This window comes from Pseudoalteromonas obscura (genome assembly GCF_030135505.1).
Lineage (GTDB): Bacteria > Pseudomonadota > Gammaproteobacteria > Enterobacterales > Alteromonadaceae > Pseudoalteromonas > Pseudoalteromonas obscura.
In genome coordinates this window covers 116,626-135,035 of sequence record NZ_JASJUT010000008.1, presented here as the reverse complement: position 1 = coordinate 135,035, position 18,410 = coordinate 116,626, and the positions used below count along the sequence as shown (strand labels likewise).

At 42.1% G+C, this 18,410-nt stretch carries 9 protein-coding genes; 7 read left to right on the top strand and 2 right to left on the bottom strand.

The window, feature by feature from the left end:
* The first annotated feature begins 262 nt into the window (after window positions 1-262).
* The 3 genes from QNM18_RS17735 to QNM18_RS17725 all read left to right on the top strand — a co-directional run bounded on the left by QNM18_RS17735 (window position 263) and on the right by QNM18_RS17725 (window position 3,925).
* Window positions 263-2,137, top strand: a complete 1,875-nt coding sequence (locus tag QNM18_RS17735) for a motility associated factor glycosyltransferase family protein (RefSeq protein WP_284137997.1) — start codon at window positions 263-265, stop codon at window positions 2,135-2,137.
* Between the two features lie 22 nt (window positions 2,138-2,159).
* Entirely contained in the window at window positions 2,160-2,885 is a 726-nt protein-coding gene (locus QNM18_RS17730; RefSeq protein ID WP_284137996.1) for a hypothetical protein, read from the top strand.
* A gap of 260 nt (window positions 2,886-3,145) precedes the next feature.
* The gene (locus QNM18_RS17725) at window positions 3,146-3,925 is read left to right on the top strand and encodes a hypothetical protein (RefSeq protein ID WP_284137995.1); all 780 of its coding nucleotides are present in this window, start codon (window positions 3,146-3,148) and stop codon (window positions 3,923-3,925) included.
* Between the two features lie 47 nt (window positions 3,926-3,972).
* On the opposite strand, the gene QNM18_RS17720 is transcribed toward QNM18_RS17725, so the two are convergent.
* Entirely contained in the window at window positions 3,973-4,440 is a 468-nt protein-coding gene (locus QNM18_RS17720; RefSeq protein WP_211008429.1) for a DM13 domain-containing protein, read from the bottom strand.
* Between the two features lie 661 nt (window positions 4,441-5,101).
* Here QNM18_RS17720 and QNM18_RS17715 point away from each other — a divergent pair.
* The 4 genes from QNM18_RS17715 to QNM18_RS17700 all read left to right on the top strand — a co-directional run bounded on the left by QNM18_RS17715 (window position 5,102) and on the right by QNM18_RS17700 (window position 15,553).
* The gene (locus QNM18_RS17715; protein WP_284137994.1) at window positions 5,102-8,272 is read left to right on the top strand and encodes a glycosyl hydrolase family 18 protein; all 3,171 of its coding nucleotides are present in this window, start codon (window positions 5,102-5,104) and stop codon (window positions 8,270-8,272) included.
* Window positions 8,273-8,338: 66 nt separating this feature from the next.
* Window positions 8,339-9,949: a lytic polysaccharide monooxygenase gene (locus QNM18_RS17710; protein ID WP_284137993.1), complete on the top strand. Its 1,611-nt coding sequence runs from the start codon at window positions 8,339-8,341 to the stop codon at window positions 9,947-9,949.
* 23 nt (window positions 9,950-9,972) lie between these two features.
* Complete coding sequence (locus tag QNM18_RS17705; protein WP_284137992.1) at window positions 9,973-12,615, top strand: glycosyl hydrolase family 18 protein; 2,643 nt, start codon at window positions 9,973-9,975, stop codon at window positions 12,613-12,615.
* Window positions 12,616-12,781: 166 nt separating this feature from the next.
* Window positions 12,782-15,553, top strand: coding sequence for an Ig-like domain-containing protein (locus QNM18_RS17700; RefSeq protein WP_284137991.1), 2,772 nt, complete (start codon window positions 12,782-12,784; stop codon window positions 15,551-15,553).
* 250 nt (window positions 15,554-15,803) lie between these two features.
* Here QNM18_RS17700 and QNM18_RS17695 read toward each other — a convergent pair whose 3' ends face one another.
* On the bottom strand, window positions 15,804-17,924 hold the full coding sequence (locus tag QNM18_RS17695) for a hypothetical protein (protein WP_284137990.1): 2,121 nt from the start codon (window positions 17,922-17,924) through the stop codon (window positions 15,804-15,806).
* Window positions 17,925-18,410: the final 486 nt, after the last annotated feature.

Here is an 18,410-nt window from a genome sequence, read left to right as displayed (position 1 = left end):
ATTGCTCAGCTAGACTTTTTTCATTGCAATATACCCATGCAATGTTTCTCCAGCCACGCACTTGCGTGGCTTTTTCTTATTAACAAAATAAAAATTATTATTTTATTAATAATTTTAGTCTTTAATTTCCTCGATTTGTGTAGTTAATCACTAAGTGTAAGTTAATGAATTTTAAAAATTAAAATTAAGTTATTAATTCTAAATTACTAACTGGTATGTTTGATAGCCTTCCTCTATTTTTTATTGACGAAAAAGCTGATTGGTGGAAAAATTATTAGGCTATAACTATTTGGAATTTATAAACTATATGGAACTATTTGAGCAAAACTTGGAGTACCTTAAAAGGTATTTTCCAAATCCTTTCTATAATCGTATATGTTCTAAAAAACCTTCCCAGATATCTGAATTCCAAAGTAGCTTTTATGGTGAGCACGCTGAAAGTAAATGTTACAAACAAGTTGAGTTATTCCTCAGTCACCCAGCCCATTTAAGCCTTAGCTTTTCAACCAATACTTACGAATATACACATCAACTTTGTATTAATAGTTTAAATAGTATTGCGGATGATTTGGGAAGAAAAAGTAACTCAAAACCGCAGCGTGGCACATTGATTGTTTTAGGGCTCGGTGCGGGTTATCACATTCCAAAGCTTCTTTCAAAAATACGATATACAGATGTGATAGTAGTAGAATCAAATGCCGCGCATTACGCGATGGCTTGTCAACATATTAACTTTGCAGCTTTACATGCAGAGTGTGAAAGTAGATCGGGTTCAATCAATTTTTTCAATATAGAGAGTTTCGACCAGTTTCTTAGCGAAATGAAAGGCCTAATAGACCAAAATGGCGTTCATTTACTATCCGATATCAGCCTGTATCGCCATTACAGTACGCCATTGACGGACCAAATATTTGGCGAGTTTAAGCAGTGGCGCAACAGCTTTGCAAGCATGTGGGGCTTCTTGGAAGACGAGTTACTTGGTTTGAAACACACAAGCGAGAATCGTTTAAACTCGACAGTTTCCTGCCACGAAAATGTTTTTTCTGAGTTTGAAAGTTTTCCAGTCGTGATTGTTGGTAATGGGCCGTCATTAGACAAAAGTATAGATGAATTAAAAAAACAGTCAGATCATGTATTTATTGTCTCTTGTGGAACATCACTAGCACCTTTAATGAAAGCTGGGATCAAACCTGATTTTCATATCGAAATGGAGAGAACTTCAGTTAATTTTGAGATCAAAGAGGCTGAACTGAAAGATCCAAATAACAAAGATGTGGTGCTTATTGCACTTAGTACCGTTTACCCCAAATTGCTCACTCAATTTGATAATAGAATTGTCTTTGCAAAAGGCAACGATCTCGGAGCTGAGCTTGCCAATCTTTCTGGAGATGGGTGCAAAGCGCTTTATCATTGTAACCCAACGGTAACAAACATGGCCGTTGCGTCATTTATTAGAATGGGTTTTAAAAACATTATATTACTCGGCTGTGATTATGGATATGTCGATCACCAAAAGCATCATAGTCAGCTGTCGAGCTACTATGAGCCGACTAATTTGCTTTCTAACGTTAATTTTGACAATGAAATGAAGGTGAAAGGCAATTTTCGGCCATTTGTATTTACTTCACGGATTTTTAATGAGGCTCGGGCGGCTCAAGAGAGGCTGCTTGGACACAACTCCTCTGTCAGAGTAACCAATACGAGTGATGGGGCGCATATTCAGGGGACACAGATCGCACACTTTGAAGATTTGAAATTTGATAAAAAATCTAAATATAAATTAATGCCTACGGTTGTCGCGTACGCTAGTACTCATTCTGGATCTCAGCTGAACGTTGGCGAGTACTTTAATGATGCGTGTGACAAACTGAAAACATTAAAAGCGCAGGTTGTTGGCGCTGATTCAATTACCGAAGTAAAGGGACAATTGAATCGATTTATCTATGAATTGCGTAAAGAACGCCAGTCGTTTGTGTATCAGCTGCTGCTGTCCGGTTCAATAAAGTACATTGTTGCGACAATCGCAAGCCACATAAACCATCTGCCATTGAATGTATGGGCTGATTACGATGTTAAAGTTCGCATCGAGCTGAGCGCCATGCTAGACAAATTAATATATGAATTAACACTCCAATAGCAACGTAAATTAAGGGAATTAAATGAAATTCGACTTAAAAACAGTCCTTCCAATTGCACTTGTTGCAGTTCACTCTGGTAATGCAGTTTCACAAACTATTGATTTTTATACTGCCGACCAAAAGCCTATTGAGGCGAGTGCAGGTTTTGAAAGCAATCAATTTGATAGTCAATTTTCGGCAGGCGATTCATTCGGTGCAGGTGATTCATTCGGCGCAGGCGACTCATTCGGCGCAGGCGATTCATTCGGCGCAGGCGATTCATTTGGTGCAGGCGATTCATTCGGTAGTCGCCCCGTAGACTTTGAAGCTTTCCCAACGGGCGAATTAAACCCTGATACTCACGGTTATATCCATCATGGTGTTCTCTACCTAGAGGTTGATAACAACAATGATGGTAATTATTACGACTATATGAAAGTGTGTGTTAAATCAAATGACCGCGTTATATCAGGTGCACATTCTCAATTTGATCTAATGGCTCTCCAAAACCGCTATATCCTCCAAGGGGCCTATCAGCCGATGAGTCTTTACGGCTCTGATTATGGTTATTTAGAGCTTGATTTAACTTTTGATTTTGGCCATGTCAAGGAGTCCATGGTTCTGTATAAGTACAGCGGCGGCAAATATGAGTTTAATGGCTATACCTTAATCAATGGTAATCATGCTGGCACATTACGCGCTTATTATAAAGGCTCTGACATGTATATCGCTGAAGGTTGTGAATATACGACAGGCTCCAGATTTTAAGCTTAATGTAATCTAGATGCTATTAAGTACTCAAAAAGTTAAACTTTTGGAGTACTTTTACTCTTTACTTTAGAGCGAGTGTTTTGATTATTTCTTGCTAATTAGATAACAAAGTAAATTGTTGCATGATTTTGGTGTCAACTGGTTTCTCCCAGATTGAGTTGCATCGATTTTAAAGCCCCTTGGGAACTCAGTGACACACAATAAGGACTTAGTATTCCAATAAACCATCTAACCGTAACAACAATTAAGGGATTTAAATGAAATTTAACATAAAATCAGTTTTACCTATTGTGCTTGTGGCCGTTCATTCAGGTAAGGCCGTTTCACAAACCATCGATTACTTTAACGCTGAGGAGCAACCAGCTCATCTGAGCTCGGGCTATGAAGGATCTGAGTTAAACAGCCAGTTTGCAGCAGGTGACTCATTCGGCGCAGGCGATTCATTCGGTGCAGGCGATTCATTCGGTGCAGGCGATTCATTCGGCGCAGGTGACTCATTCGGCGCAGGTGACTCATTCGGCGCAGGTGACTCATTCGGTGCAGGCGATTCATTTGATGCTGGCGATACCAATGCTGCGAGACCAGATGACTTCGTTCCTTTCCCAACCAATGAGCGAGACCCGTTGGATGGTAATCGAATGCACCGTGGTGTTCTGTATATCGAAGGTAATGAGATTGGCAGTGGTGGTGATTATGAAGATTACTACAAAGTTTGTGTTAAGGCTGGTAAACGTTTGGTTGTAGTATCTAACTCTAAATATGACAGCATGTATAAACACATTAACTTTATGGGTAAGGGGACCTATAAAACGAGTTATTTGGGGCAAAATGACTTTGGTCGATTGCGTATAACTCTGCAGCATTACTATGAGAATAAAAAAGAGAAAATCTTGTTAGATAGAATCGACACTTCTTCTTATGAGTTTTATGGCTACACCAAGAGAGGTAATGAATACACTAATTATATTAGAGCTTACTATAAGGGACTGGATGCTTATATCGCAGAAGGATGTGAGGATCACCTAGGGCGCTATTAAAATAGTGAGGGCCACTTAGGCCCTTTTCATTAGACTTAGAAAGTGTATTACTGATAAGTTCCTGCGGTTATAAATTCCCCGAATGTCTCACACCATACAACAACCGTTTTAAATTTACTTACGTCTACACCCTTCGGTACATCGACAATAAAGCCATTAAATGACGTGACAGCAGATACAAATTGCATTGTATTTTTATGCTGTTCAAACTCAGCCTCATTTTCAACAAACGTTGGCGATAAATAAAGACGGTAGTCAGGACCTGGCGCTAACCTGCCTTCAAAGCCTATTGTATGTTCACCAATAAAGACATCTCCTTCACCAAAGTGCAAAAAGTCAGAGCCCTTTAGGTCTTTACTAAATACAGCTGTGAATTTTGCATGGTTAGCAACTTCGGATAAGGCCGTTTGTGTAGGGGAAGGGGGGGCCATCATAATTGGAAGAGAGTACACACCTAGTGCAAAGCCCGCACAAAAAACCAACATGGTAAACAAAATTTTAAACAAAAATCGCATGTCAAAAATGCTCTATCAAATAAAAGTAATTTAACCTTAGCGTGATGGTTCTAAGAGTCAAATCTACAAATGTTTTATTTGTGTTAACTGTTGTGTTAATGAGCATTTATTTCTCTTATCAAACTACTTTCTAGTTAAAATGACTGATTGACAATTTTATTTATTGATTGAAGTTTTTGCCTTTATTCATAAACTATCAATAAACTCATGAAATTACTAAATTATTCTTTGTTTTAACAAAAGTGTAATTTTAGTTATTTCTTCACCGCCCTGCATTGGATCTCTCTTTTATCGTGAATTAAAGATGAAAAAGTACTGTTTTTATTTTTTATGTTTAGAAAAAGGTATTGCGTTCTGGTTTGTCCACTTTGTAATGTAAATAAAGGTAAACGAATTTAATGTAAATTTTGTAAACTTTATATCGCGTATATTTGTTGTTTTTTTCTCAACAAGTTAATCAATTTCAATATGTTATGTATCCTGCGTTTTTACTAAAAACAGTGTTTTTTCTAGTTATTTGGTTTGTTTTTTTTAATTTTGGCTAATCCCTTGTTATGGTGTTTTGGATCGGTACAATCGCCGCTGCTCAGTATCGCATTAGGTAATTATGTTACTGAATGTAATTTTATAAACAAAAAATATACAAATTAGGAATAATCAAATGAGCGTGTCTAAATCCTCGAATCAGGTGCTCAAGCTCAGCGCTATTACAATGGGTTTGATCAGTGCATCGGCTTTTGCTGAAGTGAACTGTGACAGCCTTGCGACTTGGGAAGCGGGTAAAATTTATGTTGGCGGCAATCAGGTGCAACAAGATAACGTTGCATATCGTGCCAATTGGTGGAACCGTTCTTCACCAAAATTAAAGTCTGGTCAGTGGCAAGAGTGGACAAAGCTTGGAGAGTGCAGTGGCTCAGAGCCAATAAACTTAGCGCCTTCTATCAAGCTACTTAAACCAATTGCGGATATTACAGTAGTTGAGAACGAAGAAGTGATCATCGATTTTTCAGCCAGTGATAGCGATGGTGAAGTAAAGCATGTTGCGATTTATCATAACGATGTGTTGGTGAAAGTACTAAGCCAAGCGCCATATCGTTTTGCGTGGCAAGCAAAACAGGGCAACCATGAGTTTCACGGTGTGGCATTGGATGATGATGGCGCAACCGCAAAATCGGTGAGTCGAAAAGTTAGCGTTGAGGCACTACCTCCCAAAGATCAAAATACCGCTCCGATTGCTCGTTTAGCAGCGCAGTTGCCAAGTGAGTTAGAAGTGGGTAGTCAGATTGTATTTACTTTGATTGCAAATGATAAAGAGTCAGATACTTTGACTCAATCACTCTCGGTGAATGGCATCGAAGTAGTGAGCACATCGCAAAATGAGTTCGAATATACATGGACTGCCACTGCAAAAGGTCCGCAGACATTCGTCTTAGTCGCCAAAGATGAACACGGCTTAGAATCAGAGAAAGTGAGCCGCACATTCACGGTGAAAGCGAAAGATGATGGTCAGAGTTCACATGACGACTGTCGTCCAGCTGGCTTATACCAAACTCCCGGTATAACGCCGTCTTACTGTGATATCTATGATAGTGAAGGCCGAGAAAAAATGGGCGCAGATCATCCAAGACGAGTGATCGGCTACTTTACAAGCTGGCGTCATGGTAAAAATGATCAACCTAGCTATTTGGTTAAGGATATCCCTTGGGACAAAATTACTCATATCAACTATGCGTTTGCTCACGTTAATGACAAAAATGAGATCAGCATAGGCAATCCAAATGCACAAGGTAACGCAGCAACCAATATGACTTGGCCAGGCGTTGCAGGTGCAGAGATGGACCCTAGCCTGCCGTACAAAGGTCATTTCAACTTATTGAATAAATATAAAAAGCAATACCCACATGTAAAAACCATGATTTCTGTTGGTGGATGGGCTGAAACGGGCGGTTATTTTGACGAAACGGGCAAGCGCATCAATAACGGTGGTTTCTATACGATGACCACAAATGCTGATGGCAGTGTCAACCATGCTGGTATTGCTCAGTTTGTGAAAAGCTCAGTTGAATTTTTGAGAACTTATGGCTTTGATGGCTTAGACGTGGACTATGAATACCCATCTTCGATGAAAGACTCAGGTCATCCTGAAGATTTCCCGGTCAGCAATGCCAGACGTGCGGGGCTAAACAAGTCTTATCAAGTACTGATGAAAGAGTTACGTGAAGCCCTTGATAAAGCGGGTGAGCAAGATGACAAACACTATATGTTAACGATTGCTTCTCCGTCATCAGGTTACTTACTACGTGGAATGGAAACATTTCAAACAGCACAGTATTTAGACTTCGTAAATATCATGTCGTACGACTTGCACGGTGCGTGGAATGATCATGTTGGTCACAATGCGCCGCTTTACGATACGGGGAAAGACACAGAGCTTAAGGTTTGGAATGTCTACGGCACTAAAGAGTTCGGTGGCATTGGTTATTTGAACACAGATTGGGCGGTGAACTATTTCCGTGGTGCGCTGCCTGCTGGCCGCATCAATATTGGTATTCCGTACTATACCCGTGGATTCAAAGATGTGCGTGGTGGTGACAATGGCCTTTGGGGTCGCGCACCACTGCCAAATCAAAGCAACTGCCCGAAAGGCACTGGAATTGGCGAAAAGAACAAGTGTGGTAACGGCGCAATTGGTATCGACAACCTATGGCATGACGTTGAAAATGGTCAAGAAGTTGCCGCAGGATCGAACCCACTTTGGCATGCTAAAAACCTTGAACACGGTATCAATCCAAGCTACCTAGAAGTATATGGCTTAACGCCTGATACAGATGCCGATGATGTACTGCGCGGTGACTATGTGCGTCATTACGATGACGTAGCCGTAGCGCCTTGGTTGTATAACGCCGAGAAAAAAGTATTCCTTTCAATGGAAGACACCGAGTCAATGAAAACCAAATTAGACTACGTTGTTGATAAAGGTCTGGGCGGTGTCATGTTCTGGGAGCTTGCTGGTGACTTTGATTATCACGCTGATAAAGGCGAGTACTTCATGGGCTCGACAATGACAGCGCTAGCATATAACACCTTTAACCAAAGTGGTGTGGCCTATGACAATCATGTTGGCGATGGCACATTTACTACGCCAAGCGAAGCGGTTGATATCGCGTTTGAAGCGAAAGACTTCCCTGTGGGTGACCAAAACTACCCAATTCGTCCAACATTTGCTTTTACCAACAACTCAGAAATTGATCTAACTGGCGCAACGATTACGTTCAACGTTCCAACGTCAACTTCAGCAATCTTCAAATCAAATTGGAATGCACGTAAAAAGCTTGGCATGCGCGTAGAGCATGATGCCTCTAACTCTGCGGGGAATAACATTGGTGGTTTTGAAAATGAATTCCATCGTTTTTCAATTACCTTCAAAAATGAGTGGGGCGGTCAGCTTGAATCCTTTGCGCCGGGCGAAACCATCAATGCACAAGTGATGTACTACATGCCTATCACAGGTCCTGTGAACTTTACTATCGAAAAAGACGGCAAACAGTACGCATTTGCCTCTGAATACCCTGAATTACCAGTCGCTAAAAAACACATACCAAATCCAGGTGATGGCGACAAAAACCCGCCAAATGGTCAGCAGTGTGAAGGTGTGAAAATTGAAAACATCAACACGTATCCAAATTGGCCACGCACTAACTGGGCTGGCGATCCGAGCCATGCTGTCGGCGGTGACATGATGATCCACAACGGCGCTGTTTATAAAGCTAAGTGGTGGACAAATGGTACACCAAGTAACGGCGGTGCTTGGCAAAAGGTGTGCAGTCTGTAACGAACACTTTTATTCCCAATCAGAGTGATCTGCGGATCACTCTTACAATCAATAAATGAGAAAACTATGAGACAACAAGTAACCTTATGCGCGCTGGGCGTAGCCTTAGGTGTGGGCGTTATCGGTAAAGTGAATGCACACGGCTATATGGACTTTCCCAAAGCTAGGCAGGCAATCTGTCACAAGCAAGGTGGATTTTGGTGGCCAAAAGATGGCTCAAAAATCCCGAATGCCGCATGTCGCGCCGCATATTTAAAATCTGAGCATGTGCAGTTTATTCAAAAGCATGAGTTCGCAACCAATACAGCAGACTTTCGTATCCAAACGGCGGTAGAGGCTAACATTCCTGATGGCACCTTGTGTGGTGCGGGTGATAGCCAAAAAGCGGGAATGAATATTCCATCTACTGAGTGGCAGACAACAGAGATCACGCCAAATGCTCAGGGCAAAGTGAAAATCCGTTATCGCGCAACGACGCCCCATAACCCCAGCTTTTGGCAGTTCTACTTAACTAAGCCGGGCACTGAATTTAAGCAAAAGGCGCTTGCTTGGAGTGACTTAGAGCTAGTTCAAGAGCACGGAAACATTGCGTTTTTCATGGCGCCAGATGGTAAGCGTTATTACGAAATGGAAGTGGCAATCCCAGAAAAGTTTGCAGGTGACGCGATTCTGTATAGCCGCTGGCAGCGCGACGATGTAGTAGGTGAAGGGTTTTACAATTGTAGTGACGTGACCATAGTACGCAGTACAGATCCAACACCAACGCCAGACACATGGTATCCAGTAGCGTACTTTGTAAAACAGGGCCAAGAGGCAACTGCTGGCGATACAATATGGGCTCGAGTGTTTAACGGCGATGGAAATGAACTCATTCAAGAGCGCTTCGACGTCACAGAGGCCAATGCAAATCAGTGGCAAGCACAGTTTGCGTCTAACCTGACGACGCAGTTTGCCGATATTATTCGCATTGGTGTGAAAGATAATACGGGCAACATTGTATTTAATCCAAACGCAGCCTCCAGTAATCAGGTGTTTTTATCTGATAAATCATATAGCTACAACCTATCGGTGATCTCAAAGCCGAAAAATACAGCGCCTACGGTACATACACCTGCGCCAATCACGATAGATGAGGGGCAGAGCAAGCATTTGCATGTCCATGCATTCGATGACGAGCAGCCAACACTCGACTTTGATTGGCAGTTACCAAGTGCATTGAGCTTCACAGGCTCTGGTTCAACCATCACGATCACTGCACCACAAGTGGACGCTGACACACGCTTTGACGGCAAAGTGACCGTGTCAGATGGCAGTTTAAGCAAAACAGTACCACTGGTTGTGAATGTTAAAAACATCGATACCGATCCGGGGACGCCAGACAAACCGACAGACGATACTTGGCAGCCAAGCAAAATCTACACAGCTGGCGACACCGTGGTTTATCAAGGCAAAACATATCGTGCCAAGTGGTGGGTTCGCGGCCAGCTACCAACTTCAAGCCATGCGTGGGAACTAGTACCAAGCGGCGATGATACGGACTCAGACAATGCATCATGGCAATCATCCAAAGCCTATCGCGGCGGCGAAATTGTGACCTTTAACGGTGAGCGATATCAAGCCCGTTGGTGGACTCGTAACCAACAACCAGACCAACATTCTGTTTGGAAAAAACTATAAATACATCAAAGAGGTAATTCGAAATGTTTAAATTCTTAACCACAGCAGCAGCCGTTGGCGCTGCCCTTGCGAGTGCTACAGCTGTTGCTGCGCCTTCAACACCAAGCATTAACTGGAAGCCACAAAACTACTCATTTGTTGATGTAAATATCTACGGCCGCGGATCATACAAGCAACTTATACAAGCTAAGGATGTGGTCGATATTCAAATTGAATGGAACGCGTGGTCTGGCAAAGGTGGGAATAGCTACAAAGTGTATTTTGACAACAAAGTTGTCAACGAAGGCACATTAGCTGAGGGCACGACGGGCGGGACTATCCATTTCCCTTATCACAAGTCGGGACGTCATGAACTGAGAATCGCGCTTTGTGATGCATCTGGTTGTTCAATGTCTGCGTCAAAGCCCATTGTGATTGCCGATACAGACGGTGGTCACTTAGAGCCACTTAAACTGAATGTGAATCCAAACAATAAAAAGTTCGATACCGATCCAAACACGGTTGTCGGGGCTTATTTTGTTGAATGGGGTATTTATGGGCGTAAGTTTGATGTCACGCAAATTCCTGCGGATAACTTGACCCACTTACTTTATGGATTTATTCCAGTATGTGGTCCAAATGACTCGCTGGCGGAAATCGAAAATGGCAATAGCTTGAGAGCGCTTAAGTTAGCCTGTGGTAGCTCAAAAGACTACGAGGTGGTGATCCATGACCCTTGGGCTGCGGTGCAAAAAGCACTACCGGGGATCAGTTCTAAAGATCCAATTCGTGGTACATATGCACAGCTAATGGCATTGAAGCAGCGCAACCCAGACCTGAAAATTTTACCTTCTGTGGGCGGTTGGACATTGTCTGATCCATTCTTTGATTTTGATGTGAAAGCAAACCGCGACACCTTTGTGAACTCGATGCGTGAATTCCTCAAAACATGGAAATTCTACGACGGTATCGACATTGACTGGGAATTCCCTGGCGGTGATGGTGCGAATCCAGACTTAGGTTCAGACAAAGATGGTGAAGTTTATATCATCCTCATGAAAGAGCTTCGAGAGATGCTTGATGAACTTGAAGTTGAGATGGGACGTGAGTTTGAACTGACTTCTGCGATTGGTACAGGCTACGACAAAATTGAAGACGTGGATTACCAGCAAGCAGCGCAATACATGGATTACATTTTTGCCATGACTTACGACTTTGCAGGTGGTTGGAACAACGTGACTGGGCACCAAACGGCGATTTATTGTGGTTCACACATGTCCGCGGATGAGTGCAACGGTACGGGCGTTGATGATAAAGGTGAAGCGAGAAAGGGCCCAGCGTATACGCTAGATAACGCCATTAAACTGCTCTTGGCGCAAGGGGTACCAAGCGAAAAACTAGTAGTCGGTACAGCTATGTATGGCCGAGGTTGGGAAGGTGTTTACCCGCAAAATGCGCAAATTGCAGATAACCCAATGACGGCACCCGCCAATGGTAAATTACGTGGTTCAACGTCTCAAGGTGTTTGGGAAGCAGGCGTTATCGATTACAAGGGACTCAAAGCGCACATGATTGGTCATGATGAGCAAGGTATTAACGGTTTTGAAGTAGGGTACGATGAACAAGCTGAAGCTGCATATGTTTGGAATCGCCAAAAGGGTACCTTGGTTACCTATGACAGCCCTCGCTCTGTGCGCGCAAAAGGTCGCTATGTACGTGAGCATAACTTAGCAGGTCTATTCGCGTGGGAAATTGATGCAGACAATGGCGACATCTTAAATGCAATGCACGAAGGGCTTGCTGGCAAGGTGACTAATCCAACACCTGTTGATAAAGCGCCAGTTGTGTCATTAACCAGCCAGATTACGTTAAATGCAGGTGATATTCACGTATTGACTGCACAGGCGACAGATCCAGAAGGAAAAGTACTTACTTTTTCTTGGCAAGGTGACGCAGCACTTAACCTGCAAAGTGAGAATGACAGCGTTATCGTCACAGCACCTAGCGTGACAAATGACTCTGTATTTACAGTAAACCTAGCTGTAAGTGATGGTGCAAACACTGTTAACCGTACGGTTAAAGTGATTGTCAAAGCACCCGTTGTAGAAAACAAGGCGCCAGTCGTTGGCACGATTTCAGCGATTACATTGGATGAAAATACCAGTAAATCAGTAAGCGTATCGGCAACCGATCCGGAAGGAAAAGCATTGAGCTTTGCATGGCAGTTACCGGGCCACACTATTGTGGGAACAGGCAATGAAGTGACTTTAAAAGCTGGCGAAGTATCAAAAACTGAAACAATTACAGGCACAGTGGTTGTGTCTGATGGCGAGCACAGTGTCACGCGTCAGTTCAATGTGACCGTTAAAAATGTCGAAACTGATCCTGAGCCAACGCCGGGCGACGGCAAAACAACTTGGGATGCCAACAAGGTCTACACAGGTGGCAATACAGTTTGGTACAAAGGTGTTCAATACAAAGCGCGTTGGTGGACCCGAGGTGCCGTGCCAAGTAATGGCGGTGTATGGGCGGAGATCATTCCAGACGATGGCAAAGTGCGCGATTGGCGCAGTGACTTAGTGTATACCGGTGGAGATAAAGTGGTTCACAACGGTGAAACCTATCAAGCTCGCTGGTGGACACGCGGCCAAGTTCCTAGCAGCAACTCAGTATGGCGCAAGCTGTAACGGGTTAATCAACTGAGTTAATTCTAACCGAGTTAATTCTAACCGAGTTAATTCTAACCGAGTTAATTCTAACCGAGTTAATTCTAACCGAGTTAGTTCTAACCGAGTTCATTCAGGTGCATGGATGCACCTTCTTACTATAACAACAAGTACAGAGTATAAATCCATGTTTAAAGCTAAAAAAGTCGCGCTACTGGTCGCGGCAAGTGTTGGTGTATTTTCAACCGCTGCTGCATTTGCCAGTGAGCCAGTGAGCCTGCACAATAATGAACAATTAAAAGCGAGCATCAAGTCTCAGTTGTCACAGCATCAAAGCTTCTTCAGAGCAAGCTCTACAGATCAGCAAAGTGAGCTTGAGTTTGTAACCCATCATAAAACGCAAGATGGACGTCATATGCGACGCAGTCAGTATTATAAGGGGGTGCGTGTTTATGGGGGGGAAATAGTCACCCATCATGATGAACAAAACTTCTTAAGTGTGTGGTTTCAACCTGAAGGGGAGATCACTTCTATCAGCGGCTCAGTCGTTCCAAATTTGTCATTGCCGACCGTCAAAGCGAGTATTACTGACAAACAAGCCATTGAGTTTGCAAAAGAGCAAATCGCTGAGTTACTTGCGACGTCAGATGAACAGGTAGAGCTGGTGATTTACCCTCATGAAAGGACAGCAAAACTCGCTTATCTCGTCACAGTGTTTGCAGAGACAGAACATGCGCCGAGCCGACCTGAATTTGCAATCGATGCTCACACCGGTGAAGTATTATCACGAATTGAAACCCTTAATCACTCTAAAATAGGCATGGGCCCGGGCGGCAACGAAAAAATCGGCAAGCATTACTACGGTGAAGACATGCCCAAGTTTCACGCCACAGATTTAGGTAATGGCACGTGTGAAATGTCCGATACAGATATTCGTGTGATCGATATGGAGCACGGTACGACCAATACCGAGACGTATCAATTCCCCTGTTATGAGAACACCCATAAGCATGTAAATGGCGCGTACTCACCGCTAAATGACGCGATTTTCTATGGTCAAGCAACTATAGATATGTTTAACGATTGGTTTGATAGCCGCGCATTATCAGGCGATCTTGTGATGCGTATTCACTATCGGAAAGACTATTTAAATGCATTTTGGAATGGTAAAGAAGTTACGTTTGGTGATGGCGATTTGGACAACTATGGAGTATATCCATTTACGTCTTTGGGTGTGGTTGCCCATGAAATCGGTCATGGTGTGACGCACCAAAACTCAAAACTGGTCTATAGCAATATGTCTGGTGGCGTGAATGAATCATTCTCAGATATGACTTCTGAAGCACTTGAGTGTTTTATGAACCAAAAACCAGATGGGACGTGTGAAGTCGACTGGCTGATCGGCGCCAGTATCTTTAAAAATAGAACGGCGCTACGATACATGGAAAACCCAGAGCGGGATGGCAAGTCTATCGGCCATGCCAGCAAATTTGAACTCGGCATGGGTGTTCACCACAGCTCTGGGGTCTTTAACCGCGCTTTTTACCTGCTTGCAAACAGCGAAGGTTGGGGTGTAAAAAAAGCCTATGAAGTAATGCTACACGCAAACAAAAACTTCTGGGTTTACAATGGCAACTTTGAATCTCTGGCGTGCGGTGTCACAGGTGCTGCTGCGGACTTGGGATACGATACCAAAGCGGTTGGTGACGCATTTAAAGCCGTTGGTGTATTCGCTTGTACAGAAAACAAAGCACCCACCATTTCAATCACCAGCCCAGATAGTAATGGCCGATATAAAATCGGCAGTAACATTATGCTTAAAGCCAATGCTGATGATGAGTATGGAGCGGTAGAAAAAGTAGAGTTCTTCGTTAACGGCACGCTGCACAATACTGATCTAGAAGCGCCATATGAGAGTGACTTTAGTAGTGATAAAACAGGGCTGTATACGGTAACTGCCCGTGTAACGGACAACGAAGGTTTGTCTGCGGATGCCGCGCCGGTGTCATTTAACTTGATTGACCCGAGCCAATGCCAAACTGCACCGTGGCAAGGTGGCAAAGTGTATACCCAAGGTAATAAAGTCGCTTTCGAAGGCTTTGAATACGAGGCTAAATGGTGGAACCGAGATCAAAGCCCTGCGAGCAACTCAGGCTCTTGGGGCGTTTGGAAAAAAGGGCTAGAGTGTGGTGGAGCGGCCGAACAGCCAAATAAAGCACCAAGCTTGAGCATTTCTGCGCCTGCTAGCAATGTGTCTATTGAGTTAGGCGAGTCTGTTTTGGTGCGGTTTGCGGCAAACGATACAGATGGCGAAATCACCAAGGTTGCAGTACGTGTTAATGGTCAATCGTTAACTGAACTTACGCGTGCGCCTTATGCCTTTAATTACCAACCATTGGAAGTAGGTGTATATAAACTGAGTGCAGTTGCATATGACAACGATAATGCACAATCTGCTGAAGTTAGCCGCACCGTTACAGTGACACAAACACAGCCAGAGCCAACCCCAGAGGCGCCGAGTGTTAGGTTAACAACCCCTGCAAACGGCAGCACGTATAATGTGGGAGAGCACATAGCGCTGTCAGTAGTGGCAAGTGATAAAGATAATGACTTGAAACAGGTTGCTTATTTTATCAATGGCAAACAAGTCGCGGTATCAAGCGTGGCACCATACAGTGCAAACTTTAAAGCAACGTTAGCTGGTAGTTATAGTGTATTTGCTGTGGCGTCAGATGCACAGGGTTTGAGCACACAGTCAACAACCAATCGCTTTAAAGTGAATACCAGTAAACCAAGTTGTGATGTACCAGCGTGGCAGGCAAGCAGCGTATATACCTCTGGTAAGCAAGCCAGTTTAGATGGGCAGTTATACCAAGCTAAGTGGTGGACACGTAATCAAAACCCAGCGCAATACTCTAGCCGTTGGGCGGTTTGGAAACATTTAGGTGAGTGTAAATAATTTCCTCTTGAAATAAACCAAAGAGCCAGCTTGCTGGCTCTTTTTTGTTATTCAATGAAAGGCGGCTGACCAATTAGACTGCTCTTTACTTTAAGTCTACGTGTTTATCGCTTGGTTATTTAGTGGTTGATCTGGTGTTTAACTTTTTAATTATGTTTGCGCGATGGATAAGTACTTTCAAGTAGTTAACTGTCAAAGTGGGGAGGGATAAGCGCTGTAATTACAGCGCTATGATCTCTATTGTAAGGGCTCAAAATGAGGTTGCAATTTGACACTTCTGGCCAGTGCAAGTCACGTTACTATCAATAATTAAGGTCTCAAGTAAGTTATTATTACTTACATCAATGTGTGACAGTTCATTATTGAATATTTGTAGTGTATTAATCTTCAATAGCTTTGAAATGTCAATCGTATTTAAATTGTTATTATAGATATTTAAAGTTTCTAACTCGATATTGTTGGAAAGGTCAATCTCAGCTAACTTGTTCTCATTAACTTGTAGATAATTTAACGAGTCATGAATACTTAAATCTAGTTTTTCTAGTCTGTTCTGTGAAATATTTAGGTTCACCAGCTTAGAGTTGTTACTTAAATCAATATGGGATATTTCATTGTATTGCAAATTTAGTCCTACCAGCTCCTTAAAATGCGTTGCATTGAATTCAGTAAGCCCTAAATACGAAGCTCCCAAATATTGCAAATTAACCATTTCACTTAAATCAAAAGTGCTAAGGTGAGTATTAGAAATACTTAAAGTTGATATTTCAATTGGGTTAGGCAGTACAAGTTCACTAATTGGGTTAGCGTCAACAGATAACGCATTTAGCCCAAAACCCTCTGGGACCAATAATCGAGTAATTGAATTATCATTAAGAATGACCTCTTGCGCAGAGCTCACAGGAGATAAATCTATTGTACTTAGCTGATTCGAACTCAAGTGCATACGGCCTAATTTTGCATCTGTTGGTAGTATTATCTCACTAATTAAATTGTCACTTAAGTATAAAAGAAATAAGTCTTTGTGAGCACTAAGGTCTAAAGTAGAAATGAGATTTCTTCTCAGATCTAATTGATAAAGCAAAGTGTTATCCGCAATATTAATATTCTCAATTCTATTGTCATATACTGACAAAGACTCCAATTTCTTCAGGCTAGAGGTGTTTATTGAAGAAATTTGGTTTGAGTCAACCTGAATATAATCCATTTCTGGGTTATTACTAAAATCCAATGAAGTTAGATTACAACTAATTGCATGAAAACTCTCTAAATTAACAAGTTCCTTTAAATCAATTTCACTGATTGGGTTGTAACTAATGTCCAGATTTACTAATTCAGTATTATTACTCAACTGAAGTGATGATATATGGTTGTTATTTATATATAGCTTGCTTAACTTTTTATTTTTACTGACATCCAGCTCAATTAGGTTATTACCCATCACTGAAAGATGTTCTAGGTTATAAAAATGCTCTATTTGACCAGCAAGACTACTTAGTTCTTTATGATCACATTGAAGTTCAATTACTTCATCAGCATAGGTATATTTTTCAGGTATGCAGTTTTTCAAGGTTTGTGAAATGAGTAACTCACTGACTTTATGACTAACAACAAACTGTGCTTCAATCGCACAACTTTGTGTGACAGGAGAGATTGTGTATGTATTTTTCGCCTGATCCCAATGTCCAGAGCAACCCTCTATATATTTTAGTCGAGAACCCGATGCTGCTTTAACTTCCAATGTTAATGGCTCTCCTTGAGCTGCTTTTATTTCTCCACCTGGCGTCAATTCTCCATCACCGGTTACATTGACTGAAATATTGTGTCGTATCTTTTCCGCTATTGGCGTGATGGAACATGCCGATGAAATTGGGTCAGTCGTAAACTTAAATCCCTCTAAACTCCCTGGACACCCCTCTACACCTTTTAAAACATAATTTGGGTTTATTGTGATCTCAAAAACTTTCTGCTCACCATGCTCTGTTAAGGTCATTGCGGGAATAATGTTGGCGCCCTCATTACTTATTGAGGTCAACTCATACTCATTGACAGCAAAATTAACGTCGATTTGACAAGCCGCCTTTAAATTCGACACCTTAAATTCAGTCCCTTCCAGTTGCCCTGAACACCCATTGATAGATTCAACTCGATGACCTTCACCGGGGGCGATGCTAAAACGCGCAGAGCCACCTTGCTGTAATTCAATCGCCGCTGGCGTAATAGCTCCATTTCCTTGCACACTAGTTGAAACTTTAACTACTTGCTGATTGTTTTGTGAGGAATTGGATTGTGTATCACCACCGCCTCCTCCGCAGCCACTCACAAATAAAGAAATAAACACAGCAAGTGGATATGCTTTTGTAAAACTCATCATTGTCTTTCACAGCTCCAAATATACAGAAGTAGTTAAAACCTTTAAAATCAAAAGGTTATCGGTGTTGTTGTTCAGGTTTTTGGGATTATACAGGATCGTATGAGCAAAGTCTTGATAAACATAAAATAACCAGAAGGCTGGTTCTTTGAGCAGATTCAGTGGGAAGTTATTTACATGAGCTGGTGATTGCACCTGTTGCATGATCACCTTTTTATATTCTAGATATACACAGACAATCACAGATATTGCGCCTCTATTTGAAGTTGCACTGCGGCAAATTGCAGTAACGAAGCTATAGCCATTAATGCAAGTATCAAGGGTTAAGATAAACAGTAAGTAAGAAAGAAAATTGATTAATTAACTGATTACATATTCAGCATGATTATTAATATATGCATATAAAGAAGGCGGTAATCCTTAAACGTTATGTTAATTAACTTATTTTTTGATTGTTTTTTGATCTCAACTTGTTAATTTGTTGAGTTT